Annotated in this window: 14 protein-coding genes and 1 tRNA gene; all 15 read left to right on the top strand. The window is 64.6% G+C overall.

The annotated features are described in order from the left end of the window. The first annotated feature begins 82 nt into the window (after positions 1–82). The 15 genes from O3932_RS05865 (at position 83) to O3932_RS05795 (ending at position 17545) form a co-directional block, all read left to right on the top strand. Positions 83–682: an MptD family putative ECF transporter S component gene (locus O3932_RS05865; protein WP_371536909.1), complete on the top strand. Its 600-nt coding sequence runs from the start codon at positions 83–85 to the stop codon at positions 680–682. Beyond that, positions 675–1451, top strand: a complete 777-nt coding sequence (locus O3932_RS05860) for an energy-coupling factor transporter transmembrane component T (RefSeq protein ID WP_371536907.1) — start codon at positions 675–677, stop codon at positions 1449–1451. The genes O3932_RS05865 and O3932_RS05860 overlap by 8 nt, the downstream gene beginning before the upstream one ends. Then, positions 1448–2905: an ABC transporter ATP-binding protein gene (locus O3932_RS05855; protein WP_371536904.1), complete on the top strand. Its 1458-nt coding sequence runs from the start codon at positions 1448–1450 to the stop codon at positions 2903–2905. The genes O3932_RS05860 and O3932_RS05855 overlap by 4 nt, the downstream gene beginning before the upstream one ends. After that, complete coding sequence (locus tag O3932_RS05850) at positions 2902–4722, top strand: ABC transporter ATP-binding protein (protein WP_371536901.1); 1821 nt, start codon at positions 2902–2904, stop codon at positions 4720–4722. The genes O3932_RS05855 and O3932_RS05850 overlap by 4 nt, the downstream gene beginning before the upstream one ends. A gap of 2 nt (positions 4723–4724) precedes the next feature. Beyond that, positions 4725–6488 (top strand): ABC transporter ATP-binding protein, encoded by a 1764-nt coding sequence (locus O3932_RS05845; RefSeq protein WP_371536898.1) that lies wholly within the window; start codon positions 4725–4727, stop codon positions 6486–6488. A 399-nt stretch (positions 6489–6887) separates the two neighbouring features. Continuing rightward, a complete protein-coding gene (gene rplJ / locus O3932_RS05840) occupies positions 6888–7412 on the top strand; it encodes a 50S ribosomal protein L10 (protein ID WP_009648087.1) in 525 nt (174 codons plus the stop codon). Positions 7413–7504: 92 nt separating this feature from the next. Continuing rightward, a complete protein-coding gene (rplL, locus tag O3932_RS05835) occupies positions 7505–7885 on the top strand; it encodes a 50S ribosomal protein L7/L12 (protein ID WP_009648085.1) in 381 nt (126 codons plus the stop codon). Positions 7886–9033: 1148 nt separating this feature from the next. After that, a tRNA-Asn gene (locus O3932_RS05830) sits at positions 9034–9105 on the top strand. Between the two features lie 103 nt (positions 9106–9208). Next, on the top strand, positions 9209–10249 hold the full coding sequence (locus O3932_RS05825) for a hypothetical protein (RefSeq protein WP_371536894.1): 1041 nt from the start codon (positions 9209–9211) through the stop codon (positions 10247–10249). Between the two features lie 228 nt (positions 10250–10477). Further along, a complete protein-coding gene (locus O3932_RS05820) occupies positions 10478–11281 on the top strand; it encodes a glycerophosphodiester phosphodiesterase (RefSeq protein WP_371536891.1) in 804 nt (267 codons plus the stop codon). Positions 11282–11376: 95 nt separating this feature from the next. Next, positions 11377–11727, top strand: coding sequence for an MGMT family protein (locus O3932_RS05815; RefSeq protein WP_296503355.1), 351 nt, complete (start codon positions 11377–11379; stop codon positions 11725–11727). 194 nt (positions 11728–11921) lie between these two features. Beyond that, complete coding sequence (locus O3932_RS05810) at positions 11922–13439, top strand: sugar ABC transporter ATP-binding protein (RefSeq protein WP_034505206.1); 1518 nt, start codon at positions 11922–11924, stop codon at positions 13437–13439. Beyond that, positions 13436–14446 carry an ABC transporter permease gene (locus O3932_RS05805; RefSeq protein ID WP_009648520.1) on the top strand — a complete coding sequence of 337 codons (1011 nt, stop codon included), beginning with the start codon at positions 13436–13438 and terminating at the stop codon, positions 14444–14446. The genes O3932_RS05810 and O3932_RS05805 overlap by 4 nt, the downstream gene beginning before the upstream one ends. 93 nt (positions 14447–14539) lie before the next feature. After that, positions 14540–15592, top strand: a complete 1053-nt coding sequence (locus tag O3932_RS05800) for an ABC transporter substrate-binding protein (RefSeq protein ID WP_009648521.1) — start codon at positions 14540–14542, stop codon at positions 15590–15592. Positions 15593–15781: 189 nt separating this feature from the next. Beyond that, a complete protein-coding gene (locus O3932_RS05795; RefSeq protein ID WP_371536886.1) occupies positions 15782–17545 on the top strand; it encodes an L-fucose isomerase in 1764 nt (587 codons plus the stop codon). Positions 17546–17585: the final 40 nt, after the last annotated feature.

Raw genomic sequence — 17585 nt, 5'->3', positions numbered from 1 at the left:
GGACGTAGGTCACATAGTGTAAGTGAAAAGTAGGGTACCCTTAATTCGCTTCTATAAACCTACATTCGTAAAGGGTTACAAAATGCCTCAGGCTGCAGGGTCGGGCGTCACAAAAGCACGCTCGGCCGTCACGATCGGTGCTTTTACCGCCGTCTACTTCGTCCTCATGTGGTGCTCGGGGATGCTGGGCTTCTTCGGGCCGGCGTTCATGTTCGCCGGTTGGATCGTCGGACTGCTGCTCAACGGATCGGTCGTCATGCTGATGCTGGTGCGTTCGCGTATGTTCGGCACGCTCACGATCATGGGAGGCATCGTCGCTTTCCTGATGGTGGTGACCGGGCACGCGTGGGTGACCATTCCGGTTACCCTGATCCTCGGTTTCCTGGGTGATCTCATCGCCCGGGGTGGCGGTTACGTCAGTGCCCCTCGAAACATCGCCGCATACATGCTGTTCTCCTTGTGGATGATCGTTCCGCTTGCCCCCATTTTCTTCGCTCCGGATCCCTATTACGAGGACGTTGCGTCCCAGATGGGCCAGGACTACGCGGATGCTATGCGTGCGCTCTTTAGCCCCGCCGTTATCGGCGGTTGGGTTGTCGTCGCAATGATCGTCGCGTGCATCGGTGGACTCATCGGACGCTTCCTGCTGCGCAAGCACTTCGCGAAGGCCGGCGTTGCCTGAGATCTCGCTCGCCGAGGCCGCCCCAGACGAGGCGACGAGCAAGCTTGATCCGCGCACGAAGCTCCTCGCGCTCCTCGTCCTCAACGCACTCGTCATGCGCGCGAGCCCCACGTCCACGCTGCTGGCTGTGCAGCTGCTCGCGGTGGTCGCCCTCGCGTGGGAGGCTGGCGGTCGGGCGGCGGTACGTACCGGGCTCGGGTGCCTCGTCTGCGACGCGTTGAGCCTCGGCTCGCCCCTCCTCGTCGCGTGGCTCGAGGGCATGGGGTTGCCGCGAGGCGTGGTCCTTGTGATTGGCACGTGCAGTGCGATCGCATTCTGGTTCGCGCGGTTCTTCGCGGGATTCGGCATCGCCCTCTACGTGTACCGCACGACGAGAATTGGCCAGATGAAGGCAGCCCTGTGTGCCGTTCACTTGCCGCGTGTTTTCGTCGATGCCCTCGTTGTCGCGTTTCGTGTCCTCCCGACGGTGGGTGCCGAGGCGGTCGCCATCCGCGAGGCGATGGAGATGCGTGGCGTTGACCTCGGGATTCGCGGCATCATACGGCACCCCCTCGTGATCGCCGAGCGTTTCCTGGTCCCGCTGCTGTCGTCTATCGCGCGCGTGGCCGACGACCTGGCTGCCTCGAGCGTTGTCCGAGGCCTGGGTGGCCCCACACGCCCCACCTCGCTCGTGCGGCTGCGCGCCAGCGCCTGGGATGCGGTCGCCCTTGCGTGCGTGGCCGGCGTCATCGTTATCGAGATCTGTGCGCACCTGGGAGTCCTGCCGTGATTGATGTTGAATCCCTGTCGTTCTCCTACGTCAGTGAGCTGACGGGAGATCGCGTCGAGGCCCTACGCGGGGTCGATGTATCCGCCCAGCCGGGCAGCCTCACCCTCGTATGCGGGTCCTCCGGCTGTGGGAAGTCGACGCTCATGCGGGCGCTGACCGGCCTCGTGCCCCAGATGACGCCGGGGGAGATCGAGGGGGCGGTGCGGATTGATGGTCGCGACCTCGCCGAGGTCCCCCTGACCGAGATCGGTCACCTGTGCTCATCTGTCTTCCAGAATCCGCGCACCCAATTCTTCTGCGACACCGTCGCCGAGGAGCTGGCCTTTTGCGGGGAAAACTACGGTCGCGACCGAGAAACCCTGATCGAGAGCAGTGAGCGCGCCGCCGAACTCATGGGCATCACCCATCTCATGGACCGCAAGCTGTCGACTTTATCGGGCGGGCAGCTCCAGAAGGTGGCGCTCGCTTGTGCACTGTCATCGGGTGCCCCGGTCCTCCTCGCCGACGAACCGACCTCGAACCTGGACCCCGACGCCATCGCAGAGGTGCGACGCGCCCTTGCGCTCCTAAAAGAACAGGGAATGACGATCATCGTCGTCGAGCACCGCCTTCACTTCCTGCGAGGACTCGCCGACCAGGTCCTCCTCATGGAAGACGGATCGGTCACGCGTCGGTGGAGCGGCGAGGAGTTCTACTCGATGAGCGAGGCGGAACGCAGGTCGCTTGGCTTGCGCACGCTCGTTGACCCTGGTTCGCCCGAGGCCTGGGTGTGCTCACGGGACTCCCAGGACGAGGCCTCGGCCCGTGGGAGCGTGGGCCTGTCCTGTCGGGATCTGAGCTTCTCCTACGGGAACACTCCCGTGTTTGAGAGTTTCGACGCAGACTTCCCGGGCGGGCAGATCACGTGTATTGCGGGAGAGAACGGCGTCGGGAAGACGACCCTCGTGCGCGTTTTGTGCGGGCTGGCCGCTCCCAGTTCCGGAACGATCACCCTGGACGGACAGACGACGAGCCGACGGCAGCGGCGGGCCGCGTGCGCGCTCGTCATGCAGGACACCGGGCGACAGCTGTTCTCCGACACGCTAGCGGGCGAGCTGACGATCGGGGCGTCGCAGGCCAGCGGCGAGGCCGGGGAGAAGCTTTTGGCTGACTTCGACCTCGCTCACCTGGGGGACCGCCATCCCCTCAGCCTGTCGGGAGGACAGAAGCAACGCCTCGTCATCGCAGCTGCGCGAGCCACTGGGCGCCGAATCGTCATCCTCGACGAACCCACGTCGGGAATCGATGCCCGGCACCTTGACTCAATTACCGCGACCCTGCGCCGCATTGCGAACGAAGGAGCGGCCGTCATCGTCGTCACCCACGATGGCGAGTTCGCTTCTGCCTGCGCGGACCAACTCATCACACTGATGCCGACGGGCACCAAGCGTGCTCGCGAAGGAGAACCCCAATGACCGACACCGACGAGCGCGAGGACGCCACGGCCTCGGCCCCGAGTGCCCCACTCACTGACGACAATCGAGCTGACGACCCGCGTGCCGCTCACCTGGCGGGCCAACGCGCCTTCAAGGAGCTGACCGCCCCCATCCGTGGGTCCATGATGGTTGCCCGAGTGCTCGGGTTCCTTTACGGTGCGCTCGCGGTTGCCCCCTACGTCGTCCTCGTCCAGCTCGGTGAGGTGCTGCTGGCTGCGGCTCGCTCGGGTGTCCTGCCCGACCGAGGGGAGGTGATGACCCTGCTCATGTGGCTCACCGGAGCGTTCGGCGTGCGCTATGGGATCTACTTTGTTGCGCTCGCCGTCACCCACTTCGCGGACGTGCGCTTTGGGCACATCGTGCGCTCTCGCATGGTGAAGGTTCTGGCCGGTGCGCCCCTCGCCTGGTTTACCTCCACGAACTCGGGGGCCGTGCGCAAGGCTATCCAGGACGATACGCACGACGTACACACAGTCATCGCACACGCGCCCGTCGAATCCGCAGCCGCCGTCAGCGCACCGGTGTCCCTGCTCATCTACTCCTTTGTCGTCGACTGGCGGCTCGGGCTCCTCTCGATTGCCACGCTGCCCATCTATGGGTTCCTCAACGCGTGGATGATGCGAGACATGGGGGAGAAGACCGCGCAGATGGACCGGCACCTGACGCGCGTCTCGTCCACGATGGTCGAGTTTGTCTCCGGCATCAGCGTCGTCAAGGCGTTCGGAACCGTCGGGCGCTCACACCAGCGTTTTACCCAGGCTGCCGAGGACTTCTCGCGCTTCTATCGCGATTGGTGTGGTCCGCTGCTGAAAGGCTCCGCGCTCGGGCAGGCCAGCGTGTCTCCCTCGTTGATCCTGCTCATCTCGACCGCGGGAGGCGCAGCGTTCGCGGCCGCCGGGATCGTGAGCCCGGTCCAGGTCATCACCTGCGCGCTCATTGCCCTCGTCATCCCGGCTGCCATCGAGGTGCTGGGGACGACGGCCTGGTCCTACCAGATCGCGGGGGCGGCCGCGCTGCGGATCGTCGATCTGCTCTCCGTCGATCCCCTGCCCGCCGAGGGGCATTCCGTGCCAGAAGGATCGGATATTGAGATTGACGGTGTGTCCTTCTCCTACGGGACGACCCTCGCGCTTGACGATGTGAGCCTGACGATCCCCGAGGGCACGGTGACCGCACTCGTTGGTTCCTCCGGCTCGGGTAAGTCGACGCTCGCGACGCTGGTCGCTCGTTTCGCCGACCCGGACCGTGGGGCTGTCCGCATCGGAGGGGTCGACGTGCGCGATATCGCCCCCGACGTCCTCTACCGGCACGTCTCCTTCGTCCTCCAAGATCCGCAGCTCCTCGATATTTCCGTGAGAGATAACATCGCGCTCGGAGTCCTGGGCGCCAGCGACGAAGCGGTGTGGGCTGCCGCTGGGGCCGCTCGTATCGACGACTACCTGCGTTCCCTGCCCCGAGGCCTCGACAGCGTCATCGGGGAGGATGCGCATCCCTCGGGTGGCCAGGCGCAGCGCATCGCGATTGCGCGCGCCCTCCTCGTCGATGCACCCATCCTCGTCCTCGACGAGGCCACCGCCTTCACCGACCCGGAAGCCGAGGCCGATATTCAGGCGGCGCTCACCCGCCTCGTGCAGGGAAAGACGGTCCTGGTGATCGCACACCGCGCCGCGTCGATCACGGGTGTCGACCAGATCGCCATCCTTGACGCGGGACGCCTCATCGCCCTGGGCACGCCCGACCAGCTCGCCGATCACCCGTACATGCGTCGCTTGACCGCGCCCGCGAAAGGATACTGATTATGTTCGGCCTCATCTTCCGTCTGCGCGAACCCCTCTCCGAGCAGGGGCGAGCCGACTTCGCCCGGGCGACCGTCCTGTCCTGCATCGTCGGTGTCGTGCGCGGAATCTCGCTCATCGCGTTCATTCCGGCCGCGCTCGCCCTGACCTCGGGTCACAGCGCCTGGGGGATGCCTCTGAGCGCGTGGCTCGTGGTGCTGGCTGGGTGCGCGCTCACCTCATTTGTCGTCGAGTATCTCCTCGCTATGCGTTCATACTCGGTGGCCTTTGACTTCCTGTCGAACATGCACCGCGCGATCGGCGACAAGGTGGCGTCCCTGCCGCTCGGATCGTTCCGCGCAGACACCGCCGGAAAGACGTCGCGCCTCGTCTCGCGTGAGCTCATGGTTCTGGGTGAGATCTTCGCGCACATGTACTCGCCCCTCATTGCCGCCATCGTCACCTCGGCGACGATGCTCGTCGGCATCACCGTGTTTTCGCCGGTCCTCGGGCTGGTGTGCGTGGTCGCGATCCCGGTCGTCGGCGGGGGAGTGTGGGTGGCGCGCCGGTGCCTGCAGTCCGGGGCCGCCCTGAAAGAGCCTCCCGCCCGCGAGCTGTCACACCGCATTGTCGAATACGCGACCAAGCAGGGCGCGCTGCGGGCCTGCGGGCGCTCCGCCTCCTACGAGCCTCTCCTGCGAGCCGAGGACGCGTACGGGGTGGCGGCGCGGCGTTCTCTCATGCGTGAAACCGTCGGCCAGATCGTCAACGGCATGGCTGCCCAGGTCGTCGTCGTGACGCTCATCTGCGCGATCGGGTGGCTCGCGGTCGGGGAACAGGTCGGCCCCGTGGCTGCGATCGTTGCGATCGGCCTGCTTCTGCGTTTCACGCAGATCCTCGTCGACATCGGGACGCTCGCCTCCGCCTTCGAGACGCGTCGCCCGGTCCTCGACCTCAGCCACGAGATCCTCTCCGCCTCAGAACTGCCCGCCCCCAAGGGCGTGCGACGCGCGGACGAGGCCCCGGCCTCGTCAGGCGCATCCGTGACCCTCGAGGACGTGTCCTTCTCCTACGAGGCCGACCACCCGGTCCTGCAAGGCCTATCCTTCCGCGTCGAACCCGGAACCATGACGGCGATCGTCGGTCCCTCGGGCTGTGGTAAAACCACCATCGCGCGCCTCGTCGCACGCTTCTACGACGTGGACGCGGGAAGCATTCGAGTGGGTGACGCAGACGTACGCGACTGGGATACCACCGACCTCATGGCGCAGCTCTCCCTCGTCTTCCAAGACGTCTACCTCTTCGACGACACACTTGAGGCCAACGTGCGCATCGGAAACCCCGACGCAAGCCGCGCCGACATCGAGGAAGCGGCTCGCCTGAGCGGAGTCGACGAGATCATCGAACGCCTGCCGCACGGCTGGGACACCCCCGTCGGCGAGGGCGGGCGCGCGCTCTCGGGAGGCGAGCGCCAGCGCGTCTCCATCGCACGCGCGCTCCTCAAGGCCGCGCCCATCGTCCTCTTCGACGAGGCCACGAGCGCCCTCGACCCCGAAAACGAATCGCGCATCACCGACGCCATGGCCGCCCTGCGGCGCGACGCGACCCTCATCGTCATCGCCCACAAGCTCGACACAATCACGGCAGCCGACCAGATCATCGTCCTCGACGAGGGCGGCCGCGTCGCCCAGATCGGCACGCACGCTGAACTCTACTCGCAGGCGGACGGCCAATACCGGGCCTTCTGGGACGCGCGCTCGCGGGCAGCGGGGTGGAGGCTCGTCTGACGGCTATCACGTCACGAGGCCGGGACCCAATGCGCATCACCGGACACCGAACACCGCTTCGCGTGTCGGATACCAGGCGCTCCACCCTGAGCCAAGCCGCACACATCCTTCCCGGATACCCCGCACACCAGCCCCGGCCTCGCGCATCCTCTGACGCACCCATCGCAGGTGTGCGCGCGACCGACCCCGGCCTCGTCTGTGAAACGCGCCGCCATGCTTGCACGCAGGTAACCACCCTGTTAAGCTGATCCGTGCCGAAGACCGTTGGTGTCCACACTAGTGGAGAAAAATCCAACGCAGGTGAGTGAGCCGCCCCGCGCGGCATTCGAGCATGCGCCCGACACGAACCTGCGTGTCGGGTTTTTTCTTACCTGCGGTCACGTATCTGGAAGGAGGACCATGGCGAAGTCCGACAAGGTGGCAGCAGTTGCCGAGCTCGTGGAGCGCTTCCGCGCAGCCGACGCTGTCCTGCTGACCGAGTACCGCGGCCTGACCGTCGGCCAGCTGAAGCAGCTGCGTCGCGGCCTGGGCGAGAACGCGACCTACGCCGTGGCAAAGAACACGCTGGCGCGCCTGGCAGCCACGGAGGTCGGCCTCGACTTCCTGGCTGAGGACCTCAAGGGTCCCACGGCCATCGCTTTCGTCTCCGGCGAGCCCGTTGAGGCCGCCAAGACCCTGCGTGATTTTGCTAAGGAAAACCCCGCCCTCGTGCTGAAGTCCGGCGCGATGGACGGCGCTCCCCTGAGCGCCGAGGGTGTCAAGAAGCTCGCCGATCTCGAGTCCCGCGAGGTCCTGCTGGCCAAGGCCGCAGGCGTCCTCAAGGCGAAGATCGGTCAGGCGGCGTTCGCATTCAACGCTCTGCCCGTCAAGGCAGTGCGCACCATCGATGCTCTGCGCGAAAAGCAGCAGGGCGAGGCGGCCTGACGAGACAGGCCATGTTTCACACCGCCACCCGGGCTGCGTGAAACACCCCAACAATCTGCACTCGTGCAGGCCAATTAGGAAGGATGCCACTCATGGCTAAGCTCTCCAATGACGAGCTCATCGCAGCTTTCAAGGAAATGACCCTCATCGAGCTCTCCGACTTCGTGAAGCTCTTCGAGGAGACCTTCGACGTTGAGGCCGCTGCCCCCGCAGCCGTCGCCGTTGCCGCCCCGGCCGCCGACGCCCCCGCCGAGGAAGAGAAGGACGAGTTCGAGGTCGTCCTCGAGTCCGCCGGTGAGAAGAAGATCGCCGTCGTCAAGGTCGTCAAGAACCTGGCCGGCCTGGGCCTCAAGGAAGCCAAGGACCTGGTTGACTCCGCGCCCTCCACCATCTTCCCCTCCGCGAAGAAGGAAGACGCCGAGAAGGCCAAGGCTGAGATCGAAGAGGCCGGCGGCAAGGTCACCCTTAAGTGACTTTCCCCGTCTGACTCGTTCAGACTTTTCCACCCGACTGGGTGGGCTGACCCCGTCCCGCATCTGCGGGGCGGGGTTTCCGCGTGTCTGGCGCTCGTTGCTTGTGGCGCCGCTGGTGTTCTGGGCGCCGTCGGGTCCGGCCGCCCGCGTGGTGTGCCTTGCTAGGCCGGGCTGCTTGGTGTGCCCGTGGGCGGCGGCCCGCCCGCGAGCCGTCCGCGCTGCGAGCTTCGCTCGGCGCGTCGTCTCGAAGCCCGGCCAGGCCCCGCCGCCGCCCACGGGCTCCGCAGCCGTGCCTTCCGGACCCTCCGGCGCCCTCCGCACCGGCGGCGCTTGTGTCGCTGTGTGTGGTGGAGCTTCCCCTCGAAGCCCGGCCAAGCCCTGCCGCCGCCCATGGGTGCCGCAGCTAGGTTATCCGGACCCTCCGGCACCCTCCATGCCGGCGGTGCTGCCGGGATTTGCAATTGATCGCATCGCTCGCGGGTATTGCACTGGATAGGTGGGTATCGCACTATGTGGGGTGGCATTGCACTGCTCAGCTGCTAGTGCATCGCATGCGGAACTAGTGCAACGGTTTCCTCGCATAGTGTCTACGCGGATAGGTTGTTGCTTCATGGATAGGTTATGAGCATACGGATAGCTTATTTACCTATCCGTGTGGCGATAACCTATCCGTATCGTCATAACCTATCCGCATAGGTAATCGCCAGGCCACTCCGTCGCTTACGAGCGCAGCAGCCTGGCCCTCATGTTTCGCTGCATCGCTAAATTTTCGGACACCGTTGTGACGTGCACGCGGGCCTCCTATCCGTGGCTTGTGCTTCTCTTCCGCACGTGGGCCTCCTACCTAGAGCCTGGGACCTCTCTTCCGCACGTTAACCCGCTGATCGGAGCCTTGGCGAGGCTGCCCACGTGCGGAACAGCGGGTTTACGTGCGGAACAGCGGGTTTGCGTGCGGATCAGCGATGCTAGCGTGCACGCCAGACCGTAGGGATGCTAGGGCTACTTGAGGTTGCGCAGCGCTGCTGGTTGAGCCAATACCGGGAGTGTTTCGAGTCGGCCAACAAAGCGTGACGCGGTGCATATTGTAGGTCGGGCTTTCTGGCTTGCCAGTTTCGAAGGTGCCCTGCTAATATCTTCTCTTGTCGCAATCCTGCGTAGCTCAACGGCAGAGCATCCGACTGTTAATCGGACGGTTACTGGTTCGAATCCAGTCGCAGGAGCAGACGCCCCGGGTCCTTGAGGACTCGGGGCTTTTTGTTCATATGCGGGCGCATGCGGGGATGGGGGTTGGTGACCGTGCCAGAATCGTGGAATGCTGTCGTCGTGGTTCTGTTGATCACCGCGTGCATCTTCGCCTACGGCGTCCACGTCCTGGTTCACCCGGATGCGGGAACGAACCCGAGCGCGAAGCCTCGCGGCATTCAACCTCCGGACGCGGAGCGAACGGCTGCCTTGCGGGAGCGCTACAGTGAGCTCGCCGACGCGTGGCAGCGCTGGCAGGAGACGCCGCGCGGCCCGGGCGACCGGGATCGTCTGGTGACGGTGGAGGATGTGTGGGGCGGCCCCGACCCCGGCGAATCTTTCCCGCCGCGTTACACGGCGAGCCATCTCGGTAAGGTCACGCTTGAGCGGCGTCGCTACCTCAGCCTCGAAGAGGAGATGAAAAACGGCCCGGAGGTCGTCTGGGCGGCGTCCCCGCGCGCGTGGGCATCGCGCCGCCTCGACGTGTGGGCGGTTCATTCGCGCGGCTGGAGACGGCCTCGGCTCATGCGCGTCTGGTTCAATCGCGAGCGTGCTCTCGTGGAGATTCACACCAACCGTTCCGTCAAGGTTGATGAGATCCTTCCGAGTGAGATCGTTGGCTTTGTTCGCGGCTACACGCGCCTGGGGCCGCGCACGGGTGTTATTGACGGGCTGCGCTGGCTTCCAGAGGACGCGATGCTGATGGGGCACCGACCTTTGACGCGCACTTTCCGTACGCTCACGGATCTGTCGGTCGTCTCCCCGGTCGGCTCACCGGTGGGGGATGCGCTGCGTGCGGGTGATTTCCACGCGCTGACGTTCTCGTGTTCACGTGAGAGTGCCGGCTGGGACAGCGTGGACAGTGAGCTGCGCGTCCTCGACGTCGCGGGCGTGACCTATCAGGTCGGCAACGCGCTCGGGGTGCCTACGGTGGGGGAGCCTGCCGCTCCCCGGGACGAGGCCGTGGCCGACTTCTCGGGATCTGATTCCTCGGCCGAGGGGTCGGACGCTGGCTTTGATCGGATTGAGCCCACGGACCTGGCGGTTGTGCCGGTGGATCCGAAGGCTGTCCTGCGGGCGGTGGCGAAGATGATTGAACTGCCGGACGATCCGCGCGCCTGATCGCCCGACCCGGGTGCGCCTCGGCAATGAGGCGAGATGGCGCGCACCTGTCAGGACGCAATCGGCATCAGGCTGGGACCTGACAAACGACTCGTGCCTATAATTCACTGTCGTTTCCAGGTGCGTTGATGCTCCGGCGGTCCGGGTGTTCGCTTCGGTCAAGGCCGTGCGAGCCGCTAGCTGGGACCGGCCTGGCAGATGCGCCAACAATTTGAAAGGCAAGCACGCATGGCACACGAATCAGTCAGCGACGTCACGATGGGGACTGAGACGGCGGTGGATCAGGAGGTGGACGCCCTCGGCCCGCACTATGTCAAAAGGCTCCTGGCCGGTCGCCCGTTCTACATTGCCCACAGAATGGGTGGGACGGAGTTTCCCGAGTTCACGCGCCAGGGGCTGGATGCGTCGTTGCGCGCGGGTTTCAAGGCGTTGGAGGTCTCGGTGCGCCGCTGCGCCTCCGGCGAGTTCGTGGCGATCCACGATTGGAAGACGACACGCAACGTGCCGGGGACGGATTATCAGATTTGGAACACTCCGTGGTCGACGCTCAGTAAGCTGCGTCAGGCCTCGGGCCCGTTCCTGCGCCTGAGCGACATCGTCGAGCGAATTCCCTCCAACGTGGTGCTCGCGATCGACCATAAGACGACGTCGTCCCAGGATCAGAAGAACAAGGGGGACTTGGCCGCGGAGGCCGAGCTCTTCGAGTACCTGCACCGGGCGTTCGGCGGTCACCCTGAGCGTCGCGTCCTGTGGAAGACGTTCGCGAAGGGTACGAGTTCGGCTCGCGCGAAGGCCCGCGGGTATATGACGATGGCGATGCTCTACCCCAACGAGCTGGCGTCGGTGAAGCTCTCGCAGTGGGATGTGCTGGGGATGGAGTGGAACGCGCGCCCGGAGGCATGGAGCGCGCTCAAGGCGGCCAAGCGCCCGACGATCGCGCACATCATCACGAACCCTGGGCAGGCCAAGCAGGCGCTCGCGGCCGGTGCGACCGGCCTGATGGTGTCCTCGCCGTCGAAGGTTCACCCCTAGGTGCGTGCTCCGGGCGCGCCTGCCGTGGGTGCGCCCGGCCCTGGGGGACGAGGCTGTGGTTGCGTTGTCGGGATCGGCGAGAGAGGAGAGGGGCTGTGCGCGAGGAACTGGTTGAGGCGGTGTTGCGCGTTGTGGAGGAGATTCCGCCGGGGCGGGTGGCGACCTACGGGATGATCGCGCGCGCGGTGGGGACCGGTCCGCGCGTTGTTGGGCGGATCATGCATGATTGGGGTGGTGGTGTCCCGTGGTGGCGCGTCGTGAACGTTCACGGAACTTTTCCGACAACCGTACGAGGTCGGGGCGTGTTTGAGTGGGAGAGGGAGGGGATTCCTCACGATCCGACACGCGGGAAGGTGTTGCTCGGGCAGTGTCTTGTCGATCAGGAGTGGCTCGATGGTGTCGCACGAACCGTCCGCGACAATGTGCTAGAAAGCCCGGAATTGTAAGGTTTATCGACTTTCGATTAAATTTCAATTCGGTTACGCGCGAGCTAATTTAACTCGCGCGCGCTCGTCTGATGACTTACTCTTGGGGGGACGCCAAAGAGGGCGTTCCTTCGGATACGTTTCCGTTAGCGTTAACGAAAACGAGGGAGCAAACTCCAGAAACAGAGAAGTTACTGGTACCCAAGGGGTGAGAAGTGACGAACTTACTAGAGCTAAAGGGGATCTCGAAGACGTTCCCCGGCGTGAAGGCGCTGTCCGACGTGGACCTCGACCTTCGCCCCGGTGAAGTCTTGGGTCTCTGCGGTGAGAACGGAGCGGGTAAGTCCACGCTCATGAAGGTGCTCACCGGTATTCACAAGGCCGACCCGGGCGGAGAAATCTGGCTGCAGGGCGAGCAGGTTGACATTCAGTCGCCTGAGCACGCCCGTGACCTCGGCCTGTCAATCATCCACCAGGAACTCAACATTGTTCCTGACCTGACTGTTGCCCAGAACCTGTACCTCGGTCGTCCGGGTTCCTCGAAGTGGTCCTACATTGATGATCGCAAGATGGTGCGCGACGCCTACGAGCTGTTCGAGCGCCTCAATATGAAGATCGATCCGACCGCCTACTGTCGCGACCTGCCGGTCGCCCGTCTGCAGATGGTGGAGATTGCTCGTGCACTGTCCTTCGACTCAAAGATCCTCGTCATGGACGAGCCCACGGCTCCTCTGACGACGACCGAGACCGAGTCGCTGTTTGAACTCGTGCGCGATTTTGTCTGCCCGACGACCGGTCTGATCTTCATTACGCACCGCATGCCCGAGCTTACCGAGCTGACCAACCGCATCTCCGTGCTGCGCGACGGCAAGTACGTCGGCACGGTTGAGACGGCTACCACGCCCATGCGTGAGGTTGTCAAGATGATGGTCGGTCGCGAGGTGCCCGCCGACGCGCGCCCCACCACCAAGCCGATCTCCGACGAGGTCGTCCTGCGCGTCGAGAACCTGTCGACAGTCAAGGTTGTCCACGACGTCTCCTTCGAGGTCAAGAAGGGCGAAATCTTCGGCTTTGCGGGACTGGTTGGTGCCGGTCGCACCGAGGTAGCCCGCGCTCTGTTCGGAGCTGATCCCCACACCGAGGGCAGCATCTACGTCCACGGCAAGAAGGTGTCGATCAAGAGCGCCTCGGATGCCGTCAAGCATGGCATCGGCTACCTGTCCGAGGACCGCAAGCAGTTCGGCCTGCTCCTGGACAAGGACATTTCCTTCAACACGGGCATGGCTGCCATGGACCACTTCACCAAGGCGTCGGTCGTCGCGACGGAGAAGCTGCGCAAGGTCGCCCAGGAGTACGTGGGGAAGCTGCGCACGCGCACCCCCAGCGTTGACGTCGAGGTCCGTTCTCTGTCGGGCGGTAACCAGCAGAAGGTTGTCGTGGCCAAGTGGCTGGAGCGTGACTCTGAGGTCCTTATCTTCGACGAACCCACGCGCGGCATTGACGTGGGTGCGAAGGACGAAATCTACACGCTGCTTGAAAACCTAGCGAAGCAGGGTAAGGCGATCATCGTCATCTCCTCGGAACTGCCCGAGGTCCTGCGCCTGGCGAACCGCATCGCCGTCATGGCCCACGGCCGCATTATTGGCACCCTCGACAACGAGGAAGCCACCCAAGAAAACATCATGGAACTGGCCACCGTCGGCCAGGAAGAAGCGAACGGAGTAAACGCGTGAGCACCGTCGTCGACAACAAGGGCCTCGAGGCGCCGTCGCCTGTCGCGGCCTTCCTGAAGAGGAACATGCAGCTGCTGCTCGTCACAGTTGCGTTGTTCGTGGTCCTGGCATTCTTCAGCGTTGCTGTGCCGAACTTTACTTTTGCGACCATGAACGTGTACCTGGACATCGTCCTGCAGTCGGCCTTCACGGGCGTCATGGCGCTGGGTGCTACCTTCGTCATCGCGACCTCCGGCATTGACCTGTCTGTCGGTACGGGTATGAGCCTCGTGGCCGTCATGGCCGGTATTTTCCTGGCAGGCGACAAGATGAACCTGCCTCTCGGCCTCGGCCTGCTCCTGACCCTGCTGGTCGGCATGGCGATTGGCCTCATCAACGGCCTCAACGTTTCGATCCTGGGCCTGCCTCCCTTCATCGCGACGCTGGCGATGATGATGGTCGCCCGAGGCCTGGCGCTCATCATTTCGAACAAGTCCTCCATCGTGATCGCGAACACCGGCTACAAGGCCATCGCCGCCGGCAAGGTGATCCCGGGCGTGGCCAACGCCATCGTGATCTTCCTGGTCCTCACGGTCCTGGCGACCTTCCTCATGAACAAGACGCTCCTGGGCCGCTACGCCCTGGCGATCGGCTCCAACGAGGAGGCCACCCGCCTCTCCGGCGTCAACGTGCGCCTGTGGAAGATCATCATCTACGTCGTCGCGGGTGCCTTCATGGCCGTCGGTGCCGTCCTCTATTCCGCGCGTGGCGGCCTCGTCCAGCCCGCTGAGGGCGTGGGCATGGAACTCAACGTCATCGCCGCGGCCGTCATCGGCGGCACCTCCCTGTCGGGTGGTCGCGCCTCGATCCCCGGCGCGCTGGTTGGCGCGATCCTCATGGAGACCCTCAAGAAGGGCCTGACCATGATGAGTATCGCCGCCGAATGGCAGTTCGTCGTCACCGGTATCGTCCTGCTCCTCGCGGTCGTTATCGACAACCTGCGTCGCATCCGCGAAAACGCAGCCTGAGTCTTATTCCATCTCAATTACAACCCGTGAACCGATGTCGGTTCACTCCCCAGATAGGCGGGGCCATCCCGCCACCCCACGAAAGGAACACCAATGCGCCCCATCGGACGTATCGTCGCCGCCGCTGCCGTCGGCACCTTGGCCCTGGGCATGGCTGCATGCTCGACCTCGACGGATGCCACCGGAGGCTCCACCAAGACCGAATCGTCGGGTGCCTCGAAGGTGGACACCTCCGGCGAGCAGCAGGACTGGGAGAAGGAGGCTGTCAAGGGTGATGGCTCCCAGACCATTTACCTGGTCTCCAAGGGCTTCCAGCACCGCTTCTGGCAGGCCGTGAAGGAAGGTGCCGAGCAGGCTGGCGAGGAGCTGGGCTACAAGGTCAGCTTTGTCGGCCCGCAGGATGAGACCAAGGTGACGGAGCAGACCGACCAGCTGAAGTCCGCTCTGGACTCCGGCCCGGCCGCCATCGGTTTCGCCGCCCTGGACTCGAATGCCGCCGCTGACCTGCTCAGCGAGATCAAGTCCAAGAACATCCCGGTTGTCGCCTTCGACTCCGGCGTTGAGTCCGACATCCCGGTCACCACGGTTCAGACGAACAACACCAAGGCCGCCGAGGAAGCCGCGCAGCACATGATCGAGCTGCTCAAGGGCAAGTCGGGTTCGGTTGGCATGGTCTGCCACGACTCGACCTCCACCACGGGCAAGCAGCGTTGCGAGGGCTTCAAGGAGTACTTCAAGGCCAACGCCCCCGCCGACCTGAAGCTCCTCGACGAGCAGATCGCCGGTGAGGTCACCAAGGCCGCCGACACCTCCAAGTCGATCATTCAGGCCAACTCCGACATCGTCGGCATGTACGGCTCGAACGAGGCCGCGGCCTCGGGCATCGTCCAGGGTGTTGCTGAGACCGGCAAGGACGTCACCGTCGTGGGCTTCGACTCGGGTAAGACCCAGATCGACGCCATCAAGGCTGGCAAGGAGGCTGGTGCCGTGACCCAGTCGCCGGTCAAGATCGGCTACTACACGGTCAAGGCCGCGGTCGCCGCGATCAACGGCGCCAAGCTGCCCACGGTCATCGACTCCGGCTTCGCCTGGTACGACAAGAACAACATCGACGACGCCGGCATCAAGGCCAACCTGTACGAGTGAGACGCTAGCTCAATTGGGCACGAGGCCGGGGCCGGGTAGGCGCATGCCGTACCGGCGGCCCGTCGCGGGTTCCGCTCCGAATGACTGGGGCGGAACCTGCGAACCCGGCACCTAAAGAAACAGAAGGATCCGAGGGGGCGAGCGCCCCCGCGCTCCGACATCGACGTCACCATGAGGGATGAAGGAAGAATGACAAACCACCCCCGCATCGGAATCCGCCCCACTATTGATGGTCGCCGCAAGGGCGTTCGCGAGGCTCTTGAAGAGCAGACCATGAACATGGCGAAGTCCGTCGCCGAACTCTTTACGTCTACCCTGCGCTACCCGGACGGTGCCCCTGTCGAGGTCGTCATCGCTGACACCACGATCGGCCGCGTCCACGAGGCCCAGGCTTGCGCCACTAAGTTCCGTGCGAACAACGTTGGCCTGACCGTGACGGTCACCCCTTGCTGGTGCTATGGCACCGAGACGACCGACATGGACCCCGCGATGCCGCACGCCATCTGGGGTTTCAACGGCACCGAGCGCCCCGGTGCCGTGTACCTCGCCGCCGCCCTGGCTGGCCACGCCCAGATCGGCATTCCCGCCTTCGGCATCTACGGCGAGCACGTTCAGGACGCTGACGACACCTCGATCCCCGAGGACGTGCGTACCCGCCTCCTCGATTACGCGACCGCCGGCCTGGCCGTCGCGCAGATGAAGGGCGAGGCCTACCTGTCCATGGGCTCCGTCTCCATGGGTATCGCCGGTTCCGTCGTCAACCCCGACTTCTTCGGCTCCTACCTGGGCATGCGCAACGAGTACATCGACATGAGCGAGTTCACGCGTCGCATCGAAGAAGGCATCTACGATCCCGAGGAGTACGAGAAGGCGTACCGGTGGATCCGCGAGAACTTCAAGCAGGGCAAGGACTGGAACCCGCCGGAGTGGCAGTACCCCGAAAAGCACGAGGATTGGTGGAAGTTCGTCACGAAGATGACGCTCATCGCCCGCGACCTCATGCACGGCAACCCGCGCCTGGCCGAGCTGGGATTCGAGGAGGAAGCGGGCGGCCACGGTGCCATCGCCGCCGGCTTCCAGGGACAGCGCCAGTGGACGGACCACTTCCCGAACGGCGACGTCCTGGAGACCATCCTCAACACGAACTTCGACTGGACCGGTATCCGTCAGCCCTCCGTCGTGGCCACCGAGAACGACTCGCTCAACGGTGCCTCGATGCTGTTCGGCTACCTGCTGACCAACACGCCGCAGATCTTCTCCGATGTGCGCACCTACTGGAGTCCCGAGTCCATCGAGAAGGCCACCGGCTGGAAGCCCGAGGGACGCGCGGCCGCCGGCCTGCTCGACCTGCGTAACTCCGGCTCGACCACGCTGGATGGTGCCGGTAAGGCAGTGCGCGACTGCAAGAACGTCATTAAGCCCTGGTACGAGCTCACCGAGGAGGACCGTGAGGCCACACTTGAGGCCACGACCTTCCACCCGGCCTCGACCGGCTACTTCCGTGGTGGCGGCTTCTCGACGCACTTCCGCACCTCGGGCGAGATGCCCGTGACGATGTGCCGCCTGAACCTGGTGCGTGGCCTCGGACCGGTTCTGCAGATCGCCGAGGGCTACACGGTCGAGCTGCCCGACGAGGTCGCTTTCACCATCGAAGAGCGCACCAACATCGAGTGGCCCACCACCTGGTTTGTCCCGAACCTGACGGGTGAGGGCGCGTTCAAGAGCGTCTACGACGTCATGAACAACTGGGGGGCGAACCACGGTGCGATCTCCTACGGCCACATCGGTGGCCAGCTGATCACGCTGGCGTCGATGCTGCGCATCCCGGTCAACATGCACAACGTTCCCGAGGAGCGGATCTTCCGCCCCAAGGCGTGGTCGCTGTTCGGCACCGAATCTCTCGAGGGCGCTGACTTCCGCGCCTGCGAGACCTTCGGCCCGATGTACCGCTGATGCACGTCCCGTTCGGGCCCGGGTTCCTCTCTCCCCGAGC

Origin of the sequence: Pauljensenia sp. 20925_1_25, from assembly GCF_041433955.1 — a bacterium.
In the GTDB taxonomy this organism is placed as follows: domain Bacteria; phylum Actinomycetota; class Actinomycetes; order Actinomycetales; family Actinomycetaceae; genus Pauljensenia.
This window is presented reverse-complemented; position numbering and strand designations above follow the sequence as displayed.

Coding starts and splice junctions, on each gene's coding strand:
- O3932_RS05865 (WP_371536909.1), top strand. CDS start 83: ATGCCTCAGGCTGCAGGGTCGGGCGTCACAAAAGCACGCTCGGCCGTC.
- O3932_RS05850 (WP_371536901.1), top strand. CDS start 2,902: ATGACCGACACCGACGAGCGCGAGGACGCCACGGCCTCGGCCCCGAGT.
- O3932_RS05845 (WP_371536898.1), top strand. CDS start 4,725: ATGTTCGGCCTCATCTTCCGTCTGCGCGAACCCCTCTCCGAGCAGGGG.
- rplJ (WP_009648087.1), top strand. CDS start 6,888: ATGGCGAAGTCCGACAAGGTGGCAGCAGTTGCCGAGCTCGTGGAGCGC.
- rplL (WP_009648085.1), top strand. CDS start 7,505: ATGGCTAAGCTCTCCAATGACGAGCTCATCGCAGCTTTCAAGGAAATG.
- O3932_RS05820 (WP_371536891.1), top strand. CDS start 10,478: ATGGCACACGAATCAGTCAGCGACGTCACGATGGGGACTGAGACGGCG.
- O3932_RS05800 (WP_009648521.1), top strand. CDS start 14,540: ATGCGCCCCATCGGACGTATCGTCGCCGCCGCTGCCGTCGGCACCTTG.
- O3932_RS05795 (WP_371536886.1), top strand. CDS start 15,782: ATGACAAACCACCCCCGCATCGGAATCCGCCCCACTATTGATGGTCGC.